Source organism: Micromonospora sp. LHW51205 (assembly GCF_003315815.1).
GTDB lineage: Bacteria > Actinomycetota > Actinomycetes > Mycobacteriales > Micromonosporaceae > Micromonospora > Micromonospora chalcea.
This window is the reverse complement of sequence record NZ_QMEZ01000003.1, coordinates 878333-897206: the sequence shown is the minus strand read 5'-3', so window position 1 is coordinate 897206 and position 18874 is coordinate 878333. Positions and strand designations below refer to the sequence as shown.

General features: G+C 75.1%; 3 protein-coding genes. All 3 read left to right on the top strand.

What is annotated here, in order from left to right; translation table 11 throughout:
- On the top strand, positions 1–2843 hold a 2843-nt coding region (locus DQE82_RS15955), incomplete at its 5' end, for an SDR family NAD(P)-dependent oxidoreductase (protein WP_113973122.1).
- A 47-nt stretch (positions 2844–2890) separates the two neighbouring features.
- Positions 2891–13840 carry a type I polyketide synthase gene (locus DQE82_RS15950; protein WP_113973088.1) on the top strand — a complete coding sequence of 3650 codons (10950 nt, stop codon included), beginning with the start codon at positions 2891–2893 and terminating at the stop codon, positions 13838–13840.
- A 36-nt stretch (positions 13841–13876) separates the two neighbouring features.
- A complete protein-coding gene (locus tag DQE82_RS15945) occupies positions 13877–18871 on the top strand; it encodes a type I polyketide synthase (protein WP_113973087.1) in 4995 nt (1664 codons plus the stop codon).
- Positions 18872–18874 lie beyond the last annotated feature (3 nt).

Genomic DNA, 18874 nt, shown 5'->3' with positions numbered 1-18874 from the left:
GGACGATGGCGTCGGTGGACCTGTCGGCGGAGGCGGTGGCTGAGCGGCTGTCGGCGTTCCCGGGTGTCGGGGTGGCGGCGGTGAACGGTCCGTCGACGGTGGTGGTGTCGGGTCCGCCGCAGCCGGTCGCCGACCTGGTGGAGGCGTGTCAGGCCGACGGGGTGCGGGCGCGGTTGATCCCGGTGGACTACGCGTCGCACTCCGTGGCGGTGCAGGAGGTGGCGGAGCGGTTGCGCGCCGACCTGGCCGACGTGACGCCGCGACAGGGCAACGTCCGGCTCGTCTCCACCCTCACCGGGGAGTGGGTGGACCCGTCCTCGATGTCGGCGGACTACTGGTACGACAACCTGCGGCAGACCGTCCAGTTCGAGGCCGCCGTCCGGGTGGCCGTCGAGGCGGGTCACACGACGTTCGTCGAGATCTCACCGCATCCGGTGCTGACGATGCCGGTCACGGCGATCCTGGACGACGCCGGCGTGACCGGGCACACGCTGGGCAGCCTGCGGCGCGGTGACGACGACGCGACGCGGCTGCTGACCAACCTGGCTACCGCCCACGCGATCGGCCTGCCCGTCGACCTGACGGCCGTCCTCGCCGAGACCGACGTGGTGGCACTGCCCACCTACGCCTTCGACCGCAGCCGCTTCTGGCCCACCGCCGTGACCGGGCAGGACGGCGCCGAGGAGACCCCGAGCGGCGTCGACGCCGCGTTCTGGGCGGCCGTCGAACGCGAGGACCTGGCCGCGCTCGCGGAACTCACCGAGCAGGACGCGACGGAATCCCTGGAACGGCTGGGCGGGGCCCTGCCCGTGCTCGCCTCCTGGCGACGCCGGCAGCGCAGCCGGTCCGCCCTGGACGACCTGCGCTACCGCAGCGTCTGGCAGCCGTACACCGGCACGCCCGTCAGCTTCCTCCCCGGCGCCTGGTGGGTGATCGCCGACGCGCGGCACCGGGAGGAGGGCGAGGCCGCCGTCGCCGAACTGTCCCGCCGGGGCGCCGACGTCCGGCTGGTGTCGCTGCCGGAGAACCTGACCGACCGGGCCGCCCTCACCGCGCACCTGAGCGGTGTCACCCGTACCTCCGACGGCGGAACGGCCCCGGTCGACGGGGTGCTGTCCCTGCTCGCCCTCGCCGACGGCGCGGTCGACGACACCCAGCCGGTGCCGCCGTTCCTCGCCCGGTCGCTGGCGCTGATCCAGGCGCTCGGGGACCTCGACGTCGCCGCGCCGCTGTGGTGCGTCACCCGGGGCGCCGCCGGCACCACCCGGGGCGGCACCGCCGGCCGCCCGGAGCAGTCGCTGCTCTGGGGCCTCGGCCGGGTCGTTGCCCTCGAACACCCCGAGCGGTGGGGCGGCCTGGTCGACGTACCGGCCACCCTGGACGACCACGGCTGGGACCTGCTCTGCGCCGCCCTCGCCGGCCTCGACGGCGAGGACCAGCTCGCGGTCGACGGCGCCACCATCCTGGTACGCCGGCTGGTGCGGGCACCGGGCGGCGAGGCGCCCACCGACGAGGCCGGCTACCCGGGCACGACGCTGGTCACCGGCGGCACCGGCGCGCTCGGCGCGGAGGTGGCCCGCTGGCTGGCCGCCCGGGGCGCCGAGCACCTGATGCTCGTCAGCCGCCGCGGCGCGGACGCCCCCGGCGCCACGGCACTCGTCCGTGAGCTGACCGGGGCGGGCACCCGGGTGACCGTCGCGGCCTGCGACGTGGCCGACCGGGCCGCGCTGGCCAAGCTGCTCGACGAGGTGCCCGCCGACGCGCCGCTGACCACCGTCGTGCACGCCGCCGGCGTGCTGGAGGACGGGGTGCTCGACGGGCTCACCCCCGACCGGCTCGCCACCGTCCTGCGACCCAAGGTGCTCGGCGCCCTGCACCTGCACGAGCTCACCCTCGGGCGGGAACTGCGCGCGTTCGTGCTGTTCTCCGCGATGGCCGGCCAGCTCGGCGCCGCCGGTCAGGGCAGCTACGCCGCCGCCAACGCCTACCTCGACGCGCTCGCCGAGCAGCGGCACCGCCAGGGCCTGCCGGCCACCTCGGTCGCCTGGGGCCCCTGGGCGGCCGGCGGGATGGCCGCCACCGACCAGGCCGTCGAGGAGCGCCGCCGGCGTACCGGCGTGGCCCGCCTCGACACCGCGCTCGCGCTCACGGCGCTCGCCCAGTGCGTCGCGCGGGGCGAGCCGACGACGATGGTGACCGAGATCGACTGGGCCCGCTACGTGCCCGGCTTCGTGGCCGTGCGGCCCAGCCCGCTCATCGCGGGTGTGGCCGAGGCACGGCGGGCCGTCGCCGAGCGGGCCGAGGACACCGGCGTCTCCGCGGAGTCCCTCGCCGCCCTGCTCGCCGGGCAGACCGACGCCGAACGACGCAAGACCCTGCTGGAGCTGGTACGCGGGCAGGCCGCCGCGGTGCTCGGGCACGCCTCGATGGACGCCGTCGAGCCGGACCGGGCGTTCCGCGAACTCGGCTTCGACTCGCTGACCGCCGTGGAGCTGCGTAACCGGCTCGCCGCGGCGACCGGCGTGCGGCTGCCCGCCACCGTGGTCTTCGACTACCCGACCGCCGCCGGGCTGGCCGAATACGTGCGGGCCGCGATCGTCGACGGCGGCGTGGCCGGGGTCGCACCGGTCTTCGGTGAGCTGGACAGGTTGGAAGCGGCACTCTCCGGCTCGGCGCCGGACCGCAGCGCCCGAATTCGGATCACCGAACGGCTGCGGGCGCTGCTGGCCTCCCTCAACGAGGCCGACGCCCCGGCGGACGGCGACACCGTCGCCGAGAAGCTCCAGGACGCGACGCCGGACGAGGTCTTCGACTTCATCGACCGCGAGCTGGGGATGTCCTGACGTGATCGCTGCTGCGACGACGGGTCAACACAAGGAGTGCGCGGTCCATGGCTGACGAGGCGAAGCTTCTCGACTACCTCAAGCGGGTCACCGCTGACCTGCACCAGGTGCGCCAGCGCCTGCGCGAGGTGGAGGCCGGTGAACAGGAACCGGTCGCCATCGTCTCCATGAGCTGCCGCTTCCCCGGCGGGGTGCGCTCTCCCGAGGACCTGTGGGAGGTGGTCGCGTCCGGCCGGGACGTGGTCACCGACTTCCCCGAGGACCGCGGCTGGGACCTCGGGTCGCTCTACGACAGCGACCCTGAACAGAGCGGCACGTCGTACACGCGGCAGGGCGGCTTCGTCCACGACCTGGCCGACTTCGACCCGGGCTTCTTCGCGATCTCCCCCCGCGAGGCGCTGGCGATGGACCCGCAGCAGCGCTGGCTGCTGGAGACATCGTGGGAGGCCCTGGAGCGGGCCGGCATCGACCCGCACTCGCTGCGCGGCAGCCGCACCGGCGTCTTCGCCGGCAGCACCGGCCAGGACTACGGCACCGTGCTGATGGGCGCCGCGCAGGGCCTGGAGGGGCACCTGATGACCGGCAACGCCGGCAGCGTGGTCTCCGGCCGGATCGCCTACACCTTCGGGCTGGAGGGCCCGGCGGTCACCATCGACACGGCCTGCTCGTCCTCGCTGGTCGCCCTGCACCTGGCGGGGCAGGCGCTGCGGCAGCGGGAGTGCACCCTGGCGATCGTCGCCGGGGTCACCGCCATGTGCACCCCGGCCGCCTTCGTCGAGTTCTCCCGGCAGCGCGGCCTCGCCGCCGACGGCCGCTGCAAGGCGTTCGCCGCCGCCGCCGACGGGACCGGCTGGTCCGAGGGCGTCGGCGTCCTGGTGCTGGAGCGGCTGTCGGACGCGCAGCGCAACGGCCACCCCGTCCTCGCCGTGGTGCGGGGCAGCGCCGTCAACCAGGACGGCGCCTCCAACGGCCTGAGCGCCCCGAACGGGCCGTCGCAGCAGCGGGTGATCCAGCAGGCGCTGGCCAACGCCGGCCTCGCCACCGGCGGCGTGGACGTGGTGGAGGCGCACGGCACCGGCACCCGGCTCGGCGACCCGATCGAGGCGCAGGCGCTGCTCGCCACGTACGGGCAGGACCGGGGGGACTCGGCGCCGCTGCTGCTCGGGTCGGTCAAGTCGAACATCGGTCACGCCCAGGCCGCCGCCGGTGTCGCCGGTGTGATCAAGATGGTGATGGCGATGCGGCACGGCGTCGTACCGCCCACCCTGCACGTGGACGAGCCGACGCCCGAGGTCGACTGGTCGGCCGGCGAGGTGTCGCTGGTGACCGAGGCGACGCCGTGGCCGGCGGTGAGCCGGCCGCGCCGCTCGGCCGTCTCCTCGTTCGGGGTGTCCGGCACGAACGCCCACACCATCCTGGAGCAGGCTCCGGAGCCCCAGCAGTCCCCGTCGGCCGCCGCCGCGTTGCCGGTCGAGCGGCCGGTCGTGCCGGTGCCGGTGTCGGCCCGGGACGCGGCCGGCCTCGCCGCGCAGGCGGGCCGCTGGGCGGCCCGGATCGCCGCCGACGAGACCCTGCGGCCCCTGGACGTGGCCTTCTCGTCGGTCACCTCACGCTCCACCCTGGAGCACCGGGCCGTGGTCTCCGCGACCGGCCGCGACGACCTGCTGGCCGGGTTGCGTGCCCTGGCCGCCGGGCAGCCGTCGGGTGCGGTTGTCGTGGGCCAGGCCGGCGGCCGGGGTCCGTTGGCGGTGCTGTTCTCCGGCCAGGGTGCGCAGCGCGCCGGCATGGGCCGGGAGTTGTACGCCGAGTTCCCGGTGTTCGCCGCCGCGTTCGACGAGGCGTGCGGGCACCTGGACAGGGCCCTGCCGCGCCCGCTGCGCGAGGTGCTCTTCGCCGAGCCGGGTTCGGCTGAGGCGGAGCTGCTGGATCAGACGGTGTTCACGCAGGCGGGGTTGTTCGCCGTCGAGGTGGCGCTGTTCCGTCTCGTCGAGTCCTTCGGCGTCGCCCCCGACCTGGTCGGCGGCCACTCGATCGGTGAGGTCACGGCTGCGTACGTGGCGGGGGTGCTGTCGCTGGAGCACGCCTGTGCGTTGGTGGCGGCGCGGGGCCGGTTGATGCAGGCGCTGCCGACGGGTGGCGGGATGCTGGCGGTCGCGGCGGCCGAGGCCGATGTGGCGGCGGCGCTGGACGGGTTGGCCGGTGTGGGGGTCGCGGCGGTCAACGGTCCGCAGGCTGTTGTGGTCTCCGGTGCCGTTGAGGCCCTCGACGAGGTGGAGCGGGTCTGGAAGGACCGGGGTGTGCGGACGCGTCGGCTCGCGGTCAGCCACGCGTTCCACAGTCCGTTGATGGAGCCGATGCTCGCTGATTTCCGGGCCGTTCTCGACGGGTTGGAGTTCGCCGCGCCGGTGCTGCCGGTCGTGTCGAACGTGACCGGTGCCCTGGCCGGCGATGAGATCCGCACGCCGGAGTACTGGGTGCGGCACGTGCGCGAGGCGGTGCGGTTCGCCGATGGGGTGACGGCGCTGCGGGCGGCGGGTGTGGATACGTTCCTGGAGGTCGGCCCGCGTAGCGTGCTGACCGCGATGGCGGCCGACATCCTGCCCGCCGACGACGCCGTGCTCGCCGTGCCGGCGCAGCGCGCGGACCGGCCCGAGGTGCACGGGCTGCTGGCCGGGCTGGCCGAGTTGCACGTGCACGGGGTGGCGGTCGACTGGCGGCAGTGGTTCGCCGACACCGGCGCGCGGCGCGTGGACCTGCCCACGTACGCCTTCCAGCACCAGCGCTACTGGCCCGAGGCGGGCGCCGGGTGGACCGGCGACGTCACCGCCGTCGGCCTGCGCCCCGCGCAACACCCCCTGCTCGGGGCCGCCGTCGGCGTCGCGCACGCCGAGGGATTCCTGTTCACCGGCCGGCTGGCCCGGCGTACCCACCCGTGGATCTGTGACCACGTCGTCTTCGACACCGTGCTGCTGCCCGGCACGGGCTTCGTCGAACTCGCCCTCCAGGCCGGCGCGCACGTCGGCGCGGACCACGTCCGCGAACTCACCCTGGAGTCGCCGCTGATCCTGCCGGAGACCGGGGGCGTCGACATCCAGCTCTGGATCGGCCCGGCCGACGAGACCGGCTGCCGGTCCGTGTCGCTGCACTCCGCCCAGGACGGCGAGCCGGCCGAGGGCGCGGGCGAGCGGACCTGGACCCGCAACGCCAGCGGCGTGCTGGCCAGCGGCCCCGCCGCCCCGAGCGGCCCCGCCGGCTGGTCCGACCTGACCACCTGGCCGCCGCCGGGCGCCACCGAGGTCGGCACCGACGACCTCTACCTGAACCTCTCCGCCCAGGGCTACGACTACGGTCCGTCCTTCATCGCCCTGCGCTCCGCGTGGCGGCGCGGCGACGACCTCTTCGCCGAGCTGGCGCTGCCCGAGGCCCCCGCCGCCGAGGCCGGCGGATACGGCCTGCACCCGGCCCTGCTCGACGCGGCGCTGCACACCCTCGGCCTGACCACGCCGGCCGGAGAGCCTTCAGGGGCGGGCATGCCCCCGGGGTACGGCCGGCTGCCGTTCTCCTGGAACGACGTCGCCCTGCACGGCGCCGGGGCCGCGGCGGCCCGCGTCCGGGTCTCGCACACCGGCCCCGACAGCATCTCGCTGCTGCTCACCGACGTCACCGGTGCGCCCGTCATCTCCGTCGGCTCCCTGGTCCTGCGGCCGGTCTCCGCCGACCAGCTCCGCACCGCCTCCGGCGGCGGCACCGAGTCGCTCTTCCAGGTCGATTGGGCGCCGCTCGCGCTGCCCGCCGGCCCGTCCACTGTCGACTGGGCGGTCATCGGCGACGCCGCGGCGCTCACCGACGCGGTCGCGGCCACCGGCACGGCCGTGGCGGCGTACCCCGACCTGACGGCCCTGGCCACGGCGATGGACGACGGGACGGACGCGCCCGGCGTGCTGGTCCTGCCGTTGCTCGACCCGCCCGCGTCGGCGGACGTGCCGCGCGCCGTCGCCGAGGCGACCCACCGGGTGCTTGCCGTGCTCCAGCAGTTCCTCGCCGAGGAGCGCTACGCGGTGTCCCGGCTGGTGGTGCTGACCTCGGGCGCGGTCGCCACCGACCGGGACGCCGACCTGACCGACCTGGCCGGCGCCGCCGTGATCGGCCTGCTCCGTTCCGCCCAGTCGGAGAACCCCGACCGGTTCGTGCTTGTCGACGTCGACGACGTGGCCGGCTGTGCCGCCGTGCTCGTCCCGGCCGTCGCGACCGACGAACCGCAGGTCGTGATCCGCGCGGGTGTCGCCGCCGGCGCCCGGCTCACCCGGGTTCCCGCCCCGGCCGAGCCGCCGGCCGCCCCGTTCGACTCCGACGGCACCGTCCTGATCACCGGCGCCACCGGCACCCTCGGCCAGCTGATGAGCCGGCACCTGGTCAGCACGTACGGCGTCCGGCACCTCATCCTCACCAGCCGGCGCGGCCGCGCCGCCGGGGGCGTCGCGGAGCTCTGCGCCGAGCTGGAGGCGCTCGGCGTGAGCGTCACCGTCGCCGCCTGCGACGTCGCCGACCGCGCCGCCGTGGCCGAGCTGCTGGCCGGCATCCCGGCGGAGCACCCCCTCACCGCTGTCGTCCACGCCGCCGGCGTCCGCGACGACGGCGTCATCTCCTCGCTCACCCCCGAGCGGATGGACGGCGTGCTGCGGCCCAAGGTCGACGCCGCGTGGCACCTGCACGAGCTGACCGCCGACCTCGGCCTGAAGGCGTTCGTCTCGTACTCCTCGCTGGCCGCCACCGCAGGCGGCCCGGGCCAGGGCAACTACGCCGCCGCCAACGCGTTCCTCGACGGGCTGGCCCACCACCGCAAGGCGCGCGGCCTCGCCGCGCTCACCCTCGCCTGGGGCCTCTGGGCCGACCGCAGCGGCATGACCACCGAGCTGGACGACGTCCACCTCAACCGGATCTCCCGCTCCGGGGTCGCCGCCATGGAGGCCGAGGAGGGGCTCGCGCTCTTCGACGTGGCCTGCCGCACCACCGACGCCGCGCTCGTCCCGGCCCGGCTGGACCTCGCCGCGATGAAGGTGCAGTTCGCCGGCGGGAGCATCCCGCCGCTGTACCGGGCGCTGATCCGCACGCCCGCGCGCGCCGCCGCGGCCACCACCGGCGCGTCACTGGTGCAGCAGCTCGCCGGGCTGGGCGACGCCGAGCGGGCCGCCGCGCTGGTCGAGATCGTCCGCGGGCAGGCCGCCGCCGTGCTCGGCTACCCCGACCCGGCGGCCATCGAGCCGCGCCGGGCGTTCAGCGAGTTCGGCTTCGACTCGCTGACCGCCGTCGAGATGCGCAACCGGCTCAACAACGCCTTCGGGATGCGGCTGCCGGCCACCCTCGTCTTCGACTATCCGACCCCGCACGACCTGGCGGGCTTCCTGGGTACGGAGATCGCCGGCACCCCGGTCCCCGTGCGACACGCGACGACCACCGTGCCGGTCGGCGACGACGAGCCCCTCGCGATCATCGGCATGGCCTGCCGGCTGCCCGGCGGCGTGTGGTCGCCCGACGACCTGTGGCGGCTGGTGGTCGACGGCGTCGACGCGATCAGCGACCTGCCGACCGACCGTGGCTGGGACCTCGACAGCCTCTACAGCCCCGACCCCGACGCCCCCGGCACCTTCTACGCCCGCGGCGGCGGCTTCCTCAGCGGCGTGGACCGGTTCGACCCCGGCTTCTTCGGCATCTCGCCCCGCGAGGCCCTGGCCATGGACCCGCAGCAGCGGCTGCTGCTGGAAACCACCTGGGAGTCCTTCGAGTCCGCCGGCATCGACCCGGCCGACGTACGGGGCAGCAGCACCGGCGTCTTCGTCGGCACCAGCGGCCAGGACTACGGCTCGCTGCTCGCGTACTCGCCGGAGGCCGCCGAGGGCTACATGCTGACCGGGATGACCAGCAGCGTCATCTCCGGCCGGGTGGCGTACACGTTCGGGCTGGAGGGGCCGGCGGTGTCGCTGGACACGGCCTGCTCCTCGTCGCTGGTGGCCCTGCACTGGGCCGGTCAGGCGCTGCGGCGCGGCGAGTGCGACATGGCCCTCGCCGGTGGCGTGATGGTGATGGCCACCCCGACCGCCTTCGTCGAGTTCTCCCGGCAGCGCGGCCTGGCCGCCGACGGCCGGTGCAAGTCGTTCGCCGCGTCGGCCGACGGCACCGGCTGGTCCGAGGGCGTGGGCATGCTGCTCGTGCAGCGGCTCTCCGACGCGCGCCGACAGGGCCGCACCGTGTACGCGGTGGTGCGCGGCTCGGCGATCAACCAGGACGGCGCCTCCAACGGGCTGACCGCCCCGAACGGTCCGTCGCAGCAGCGGGTGATCCGCCAGGCGCTGGCGTCGGCCCGCCTTACCACGGCCGACGTGGACGTGGTCGAGGCGCACGGCACCGGCACCACGCTCGGTGACCCGATCGAGGCGCAGGCCCTGCTGGCCACGTACGGGCGGGAGCGGCCCGCCGACCGGCCGCTGCTGCTCGGCTCGATCAAGTCGAACATCGGCCACGCCCAGGCCGCCGCCGGGGTGGCCGGTGTGATCAAGATGGTGCAGGCCATCCGGCACGGCCTCGTCCCGGCGACGCTGCACGTGGACGAGCCGTCCCCGCACATCGACTGGACCTCCGGCGCCGTCGAGCTGGCCACGGAGTCGCGGCCGTGGCCGGTGGTGGACCGGCCGCGCCGGGCGGCGGTGTCGTCGTTCGGCATCTCCGGCACGAACGCCCACGTGATCATCGAGCAGGGTGACGAGCCGGTCGACGCCGCACGCGTGGACACCCGGCCCGGCCTCGTGGATTCCGGCGTCGTGGCATGGCCGCTGTCGGGGCGGTCGAGGGAAGCCCTGACCGGCCAGGCGGCCCGGCTGGCCCGGCACGTACGCGAGCACGGCGAGGTCGATGCGGCGGCGGTGGGCTGGTCCCTGACGACGACCCGGTCGACGTTCGACCACCGGGCGGCAGTGGTCGGGTCGAGCACGGAGGAGTTGCTGGCGGGGCTGGACGCTCTGGCGTCGGGGTCGCCGGCCGGCAACGTGGTCGCGGCGACGTCGTCGTCGCACGGTGCGGGCCCGGTGTTCGTGTTCCCGGGTCAGGGTGCGCAGTCGGCGCGGATGGCGGCCGGTCTGGTGGGTCGTACGCCGGTCTTCGACGCGCGGTTGGCGGAGTGCCAGCGGGCGTTGGCGCCGTATCTGGACGTGGACCTCGTGTCGGTGCTCACCGGTGACGACGAGTCGTGGCTGGCGCGGGTCGAGGTCGTGCAGCCGGTGCTGTGGGCCGTCGGCGTCGCCCTCGCCGCCGTGTGGCAGCACGCGGGTGTGGTTCCGGCGGCGGTGATCGGCCACTCGCAGGGCGAGATCGGCGCGGCGTGCGTGGCCGGGATCCTCTCCCTGGAGGACGCGGCGAAGGCGGTGGCGTTGCGCTCCCGGGCCCTGACCGCGCTGCGCGGCACCGGGACGATGGCGTCGGTCGACCTCCGCGCGGACGCGGTGACGGAGCGGCTGCCGGGCTTCCCCGGGGTGGGCGTCGCGGCGGTGAACGGCCCGTCGACGGTGGTGGTGTCGGGTCCGCCGCAGCCGGTTGCCGACCTGGTGGAGGCGTGTCAGGCCGACGGAGTGCGGGCGCGGTTGATCCCGGTGGACTACGCGTCGCACTCGGCGGCGGTGCAGGACGTCGCGGAGCGGTTGCGCGCGGACCTGGCCGACGTGAGCCCGCAGCCGGGGCACACTCGGCTCGTCTCGACGTTGACGGGGGACTGGGTCGATCCGTCCTCGATGAACGCCGGCTACTGGTACGACAACCTGCGGCAGACCGTGCAGTTCGACGCCGCCGTGCGCGTCGCTGTCGCCGCCGGGCACACCACGTTCGTCGAGATCAGCCCCCACCCGGTGCTGACGATGCCGGTGACGGCGATCCTGGACGACGCCGGCGTCACCGGGCACACGCTGGGCAGCCTGCGCCGCGGTGACGACGATCCGACGCGGCTGCTGACCAACCTGGCTACCGCCCACGCGATCGGCCTGCCCGTCGACCTGACGGCCGTCCTGGCCGGGACCGACCCTGTCGCCCTGCCCACGTACGCCTTCGACCACCAGCGGTACTGGGTCGAGCCGCCGGCGCACCGGGCGCAGGACGTCAGCTCCGCCGGTCTCCAGGACGCCGGGCACCCGCTGCTCAGCGCCACGCTGACGTTCCCCGACAGCGAGCGGATGGTCTTCACCGGGCGGCTGTCGGTGCGTACCCACCCGTGGCTCGGCGAGCACCGGGTGATGGACAACATCCTGCTGCCCGGCACCGCCTTCGTGGAACTCGCCACATACGCCGGTGCGCAGGCCGGCTGCCCGACGGTGGAGGAGCTGACGCTGCTCGCCCCGCTCGTCCTGCCCGAACTCGGCGCGCTCCAGGTGCAGCTGACGGTCGGCGACCGCGACGACGACGGGCGGCGCACCGTCCAGCTCCACTCCCGGCCCTACCGGGACGGCTCCGACGAGATCCTCGCCGACGTCGCCTGGACCTGCCACGCCACCGGCCTGCTCGGCCCGCAGCCGGCCGACGCCGCGCCCGCCTTCGACCTGGGGGTGTGGCCGCCGCCCGGCGCGACGCGCGTCGAGTCCGACGACTTCTACTCCGGCATCGAGGCGACCGTCTTCGGATACGGGCCGGCGTTCCGGGGTCTGCGTGCCGCGTGGATCCGCGACGACGAGGTCTTCGCCGAGGTCGAGCTGCCCGCCGGCCACCACGCCGAGGCCGGCCGCTTCGGCGTGCACCCGGCGCTGCTCGACGGCGCGCTGCAGGCCATGTCGATCGGCGGCTTCCTCGGCCGGATGGGCGACGGCGCCGACGCCGGCGTGCCCCGCCTGCCGTTCGCCTGGACCGGGGTCTCCCTGCTCGCCGCCGGGGCCACCGCCCTGCGCGTGCGCGTCGCCGCGGCCGGCGAGGTCGGCGTCTCCTTCCAGGTGGCCGACGCCACCGGCGCCCCGGTGCTGCACGTCGACTCGCTGATCATGCGCCGTGTCTCCGGGGACTCCCTCGGCGCGGCCCGCTCCGGCCGGCACGAGTCGCTGTTCCAGGTGGACTGGCCCGTGCTGCCGGTGCCCACCGGCCCCGTGCCGGCGGCCATCCGCTGGGTGGCGCTCGGCGACGACCTGGTGCTCAGCGCGGCCTGCGAGGCGGCCGGTGCCCGGGTGCGTACCGACGTCGGGCTCGACACCCTCGGCGACCTGCTCGCCGGGGGTGAGCCGGCGCCCGAGCTGGTGATCGTCCCGGTCGGCGACGCCGGGAACCCGTCGGACCCGGAGCTCGCCGCGCAGGCGCGCGCCGCCACGCACCGTACGCTCGCCGCGTTGCGGACCTGGCTCGCCGACGACCGGTTCGCCGACTCGCGGCTGGTGCTCGTCACCCGGGACGCGGTCGCGGCGGGGGAGCAGGAGCAGGTGAACCTGTGCCAGGCCCCGGTCTGGGGCCTGCTGCGTGCCGCCCAGCTCGAACACCCGGGCCGGTGCCAGCTCGTCGACCTCGACGACGCCCCGGACAGCGCCGCCGCGCTGGCCGCCGCCATCGCCTCCGGCGAGCCGCAGCTCGCCGTGCGCGACGGGCAGGTCCGCACCCCACGGCTCGGCCGGGTTCCGGCCGGTGTCGAGCCGCTGCCCGGCGGGATCGACCCGGCCGGCACCGTGCTGATCACCGGCGGCACGGGCGTGCTGGGCCGCATCCTGGCCCGCCACCTCGCCACCAGCCACGGCGTACGGCACCTGCTGCTGGCCGGGCGGCGCGGCGCGGCGGCCGAGGGGATCGGCGACCTGGTCGACGAACTCGCCGGCACCGGTACGGAGGTGACCGTCGCGGCCTGCGACGCCGCCGACCCCGAGGCCCTGTCGGCGCTGCTGGCCGGGGTGCCTGCAGCGCACCCGCTCACCGCCGTGGTGCACGCCGCCGGCGTCCTCGACGACGGCGTGCTGGAGTCGATGACCCCCGAACGGGTGGACGCGGTCGCCGTGCCGAAGATCGACGCCGCCTGGCACCTGCACCGCCTCACGGCCGACGCGAACCTTGCGGCCTTCGTCCTGTTCTCGTCGGCGGCGGCCACGCTGGGCAGCGCCGGCCAGTCCAACTACGCGGCGTCGAACGCCTTCCTCGACGCCCTCGCGGCGCACCGCCGGGCACGCGGGCTCGCCGGCATCTCGCTCGCCTGGGGCCTGTGGGCGCAGGCCAGCGGCATGACGGGCCACCTCGGCGGCGACGACGTGCGGCGGATGGCCGAGCAGGGCGCCACCGGCCTGGCCACCGAGCAGGCGCTGGATCTCTTCGACGCCGCGTGGCGGCTCGACGCGGCAACCGTCCTGCCGATGCGCCTGGACGTCGGGACGCTGCGCGGGCAGGCGGAGACCGGCACCCTCGCGCCCATGCTCCGGGCCCTGGTCCGGGTGCCGCTGCGACGCTCCATGGACGCCACCGGTGCCCGCTCCGGCGGGGTGCAACTCGGTCGGCGGCTCGCCGGACTGGCCGCCCCGGAGCGGCTCAAGGTGGTGCTCGACGTGGTACGCGCGAACATCGCCGCCGTCCTCGGCCACGCCGGCTCGGACGCGGTCGACCCGAACCGGCTCTTCACCGACCTGGGCTTCGACTCGCTCACCGCCGTCGATCTGCGCAACCGGCTCAACAGCCTGTCCGGCCTGCGGCTGCCGGCGACGCTCGTGTTCGACTACCCGACGCCGACGGCGCTCGCCGAGAAGCTGACGAGCGAGATCGCCGCCGACGCGGCGCCCTCCACCCAGCCGCTCTTCCAGGGCATCGACACGGTGGAGAGCCTGCTCACCGCCATCCCGCTCGACCCGGCGGCCCGCGCCCGGTTCACCGCCCGGATGCAGGACCTGCTCGCCAAGGCGTCCGACCTGGCGGCCGGGCCCACCGTCGAACCGGACCGGCCAGACCTCGACTCGGCCAGCGACGACGAGATCTTCGACTTCATCAGCAAAGAGTTTGGAATCTCCTGAGATGACCAACCTTCGGACCGAGGCAGGGGCCACCCGATGAGCGACGACAAGCTGCGGTACTTCCTGAAGCGGGTGACAGCCGACCTGCACGACACCAAGCGCAAGCTGCAGACCGTCGAGGCCCGCGACCAGGAGCCGCTGGCCATCGTCTCGATGAGCTGCCGCTTCCCGGGTGGCGTGCGGTCGCCGGAGGACCTGTGGGAGCTTGTCGCCGACGGCCGGGACGCGCTCACCGAGTTCCCGGACGACCGGGGCTGGGACCTGGAGGCGCTCTACGACCCCGACCCGAACAAGCCGGGCAAGAGCTACACCCGCATCGGCGGGTTCCTCGACGGCGCCGGTGACTTCGACCCGTCCCTGTTCGGGATCTCGCCGCGTGAGGCCCTCGCCATGGACCCACAGCAGCGGCTGCTGCTGGAGACGTCCTGGGAGGCAGTCGAGCGGGCCGGCATCGACCCGCTGTCGCTGCGCGGCAGCTCCACCGGTGTCTTCGTCGGGCTGAGCACCTCGAACTACGGCATGGGTCTGCCGAACGTGCCCGAGGGCGTCGACATGTACATCGGCACCGGCAACACCACAAGCGTGGCGTCCGGCCGGATCTCGTTCACCCTCGGCCTCAACGGCCCGGCCGTCACCGTGGACACCGCCTGCTCCTCCTCGCTGGTGGCCCTGCACCTCGCCGTGAACGCCCTGCGCCGCGGCGAGTGCGACCTGGCCATCGCCGGTGGCGTCACCGTCATGGTCACCCCCGGCGTGTTCGTCGTCTTCTCCCGGCAGCGCGGCATGTCCGTCGACGGCCGGTGCCGGGCCTTCGCGGCCGGCGCGGACGGCACCGGCTGGGGCGAGGGCGGCGGCGTGCTCGTCGTGGAGCGGCTGGCCGACGCCGAACGCAACGGCCACCCGGTCCTCGCCGTGATCCGGGGCAGCGCCCTCAACCAGGACGGCGCCTCCAACGGGCTCACCGCCCCCAACGGCCCCTCTCAGCAGCGGGTCATCCGCCAGGCCCTCGCCAACGCCCGGCTCGGCTCCGCCGACGTCGACATGGTCGAGGCGCACGGCACCGGCACCACCCTCGGCGACCCGATCGAGGCGCAGGCGCTCATCGCCACGTACGGGCAGGACCGCCCGGCCGACCGTCCGCTGTGGCTGGGCTCGGTGAAGTCGAACATCGGCCACACCCAGAGCGCCGCCGGCGTCGCCGGGCTGGTCAAGATGGTGATGGCGCTGCGTAACGGCGTCATGCCGGAGACCCTGCACATCGACGAGCCGTCCCCGCACGTGGACTGGACGGCCGGGGCGGTTTCCCTGCTCACCGAGTCCAAGCCGTGGCCGGAACTGGACCGCCCCCGCCGCGGCGGCGTCTCCTCCTTCGGGGTCAGCGGCACCAACGCCCACGTCATCCTGGAGGAGTACCGCCCGCGCGTCGCCGAGGCGGCGACCGTCGACGGCGGGCAGGCGGACGGGACCGGCGCCGTCGAGCCCGCGCGCCGGCCGGGCCTGGTCGCGTCGGACGTGACCCTCTGGCCGGTGTCGGCCCGGTCGAGGACCGCCCTGGGCGGGCAGGCGGCCCGGCTCGCGGACTTCCTGCGCAGGCGCGGCGAGATCGATCCGGCGGCGGTCGGCTGGTCGCTGGCCACCACCCGCTCGACGTTCGACCACCGTGCCGCCGTCGTCGGGTCGACCGCCGACGAGCTGCTGGCCGGGCTGGACGCCCTCGCCGCCGGCCAGCCGGCGGGGAACCTCGTCACCGGTACGGTCACCAGCGCCGGCGCAGGTCCCGTGTTCGTGTTCCCGGGTCAGGGGGCGCAGTCGGCGCGGATGGCGGCCGGGCTCGTCGGTCGTACGCCGGTGTTCGACGCGAAGCTGGCCGAGTGCCAGCGGGCCCTGGCGCCGTACCTCGACGTGGACCTCGTCGCGGTGTTGACCGGTGACGACGAGTCGTGGCTGGAGCGGGTCGAGGTCGTGCAGCCGGTGCTGTGGGCCGTCGGCATCGCCCTGGCGGCCGTGTGGCGCGCGGCGGGCGTCGTCCCGGACGCGGTGATCGGTCACTCCCAGGGCGAGATCGGCGCGGCCTGTGTCGCCGGGATCCTGAGCCTGGAGGACGCCGCGAAGGCAGTGGCGTTGCGGTCGCGGGCGCTGACGGTGCTGCGGGGGACCGGGACGATGGCGTCGATCGACCTGTCCGCCGACGCGGTCACCGAGCGCCTGGGGGAGTTCCCGGGCGTCGGAGTCGCGGCCGTCAACGGGCCGTCCACCGTCGTGGTGTCCGGCCCGCCGCAGCCCGTGGCCGACCTCGTGCAGGCGTGCCAGGCGCAGGGCGTCCGCGCCCGGCTGATCCCCGTGGACTACGCGTCGCACTCCGAGGCCGTGCGGCAGGTGGCCGAGCAGCTCCGCGCGGACCTGGCCGGCGTCACCCCGCGGGCCGGCCACACCCGGCTGGTCTCCACCCTCACGGGCGAGTGGGCCGACCCGCTCACCATGGGCGCGGAGCACTGGTACGACAACCTGCGGCAGACCGTGCAGTTCGACGCCGCGGTCCGTACGGCGGTCGCCGCCGGGCACACCACGTTCGTCGAGATCAGCCCGCACCCGGTGCTGACGATGCCGGTCACCGCGATCCTCGACGACACCGGCGCGAGCGGGCACACCCTGGGCAGCCTGCGCCGGGGCGACGACGACGCGACCCGGCTGCTGACCAACCTCGCCACCGCGTACGCCGTCGGCCTGCCCGTCGACCTGGCGGGCGTCCTCGCCGAGACCGAGGTCGCGCCGCTGCCCACGTACGCCTTCGACCACCAGCGGTTCTGGCTCGACGGCAGCGGCGGGCCCGACCTGGAGACCCTGCTGTCGGGCATGAGCGGCGACCCGGGCGACGCGGGCTTCTGGGCCGCCGTCGAGAGCGGGGACGTCACGGCGCTCGCCGAGACCATCGCCACCGAGGAGACCCCGGCACACGAGGTTCTCGACGCGCTGCTGCCGGCCCTGCCGATGCTCACCTCCTGGCGCCGGCAGCGGCGCCGGCAGGCCGACATCGACAGTTGGCGCTACCAGGACACCTGGAAGCCCCTGACCGGCGTCGCCAACCGGGGCATGGACGGCACCTGGGTCGTGGTCATGCCGACCGGCGACATCATCGAGCCCTGGCAGGACGCCTGCGTCGAGGCGATCGCGGCGGCCGGCGCGACGCTCGTGCCGGTGGCCGTCTCCACGCCCGACGTCGACCGCGACCAGTTCGGCAAGCTGCTGCAGGAGGCGCTCGCCGCCGGACCGGGCGGCGACGCCACCGCCGACGTCGCCGGCGTGGTCTCGCTGCTCGCCTTCGACGAGCTGGCCCACCCGCTGTACCCCTCCGTGCCCGGCGGCTTCGCCGCCACCGTCGCGCTCTTCCAGGCCCTCGGCGACATCGGCCTGCGCGCGCCGATGTGGAGCGTCACCTCCGGCGCCGCGTCGGTAGGCATGGCCGACCTGCTGCGCGCCCCGGCGCAGTCGCTGGTCTGGGGCTTCGGCCGGGTCGCCGCGCTGGAGCACCCGCAGCGCTGGGGCGGCCTCGTGGACCTGCCCGAGGCCGTGGAGGACCGCTGTGCCGACCTGCTGGTCGCGGCCCTCACCACCGCCGGGGACGAGGACCAGATCGCGGTACGCCCGAGCGGCCTGCTCGCCCGCCGGCTCACCCGCGTCCCGCTCGGCGACAGTCAGCCCGCCAACCCGTGGCAGCCGTACGGCACGGGGCTCGTCACCGGCGGCACCGGCGCGCTCGGTGGGCACGCCGCCCGCTGGCTGGCCCGCAGCGGTGTGGAGAACATCGTCGTCGTCAGCCGGCGGGGCATGGCCGCGCCCGGCGCGCAGCAGCTCGTCGACGACCTCACCGCGCTGGGCGCCCAGGCCACAGTGGTCGAGTGCGACGCCTCCGACCGCGACGCCCTGGCCGAGCTGATCGAGGCGATCCCCGCCGAGTACCCGCTCACCGCGGTCGTGCACGCCTCCGCGGTCCTCGACGACGCCATGATCAACGACATCCGGCCCGAGCAGATCGAACGGGTGCTGCGGGCCAAGGTCGACGTCGCGTACAACCTGCACGAGCTGACCCTCGACCACGAGCTGTCCGCGTTCGTCATGTTCTCGTCCTTCGCCGGCAGCGTGGCCAGCTCCGGCGTCGGCAACTACGCCCCGAGCAACGCGTTCCTCGACGCGCTCGCCCAGCACCGCCGGGGCCTCGGCCTCACCGCCACCTCCGTCGCCTGGGGGGCGTGGGCCGGCGGCGGCATGGCCGACGGGCCGCTCGGCGAGCTGCTGCACCGCCACGGCGTACCCGAGATGACCCCGGAGGCGGCGATCACCGCGCTGCACCAGGCCGTGGACCACGGCGAGGCGTTCCTCACCATCGCCGACATCGCCTGGGAACGGTTCTCCGTCGCGTTCACCGCCACCCGGCCCGGTCCGCTGATCAGCGACCTGCCGGACGTGCGGCGGCTCGCCGCCGCCGAGGCGATGGACAGCGTGGAGGTCGGCGACGGCCCGGAGTCGTTGCGGGAGCGGCTCGCCGGGCTGCCCGCCGCCGAGCGGTTCGCCGTGCTGCTCGGCCTGGTCCGTGGCCAGGTCGCCGCCGTGCTCAACTACCCGTCCGCCGACTCCGTGGACGAGCATCGGGCGTTCCGGGAGCTGGGCTTCGACTCCGTCACCGCCGTCGAGCTGCGTAACCGGCTCGGCGCGGCCACCGCCGTGGCCCTCCCGGTCACCCTGGTCTTCGACTACCCGACCCCGACGACCCTGGCGGAGTACCTCTACGCCGAGGTCGCCCACGACGACGTGGTCACCCCGAACGCGCTCCTCGACGATCTGGACCGGATCGCCGAGGGCCTCGACGTGGTCGCCCGGGACGAGGCGGCCCGGGTGCGGGCCACCGTACGCCTGCAGGCGATGCTCTCCCGGCTCGGCCAGGACAGCGGTGGCGCCGACATCGGCCGGCACCTCGACGACGCCACCGACGACGAACTGTTCGCGATGGTGGACAAGGACCTCGGCATCTCCTGACCC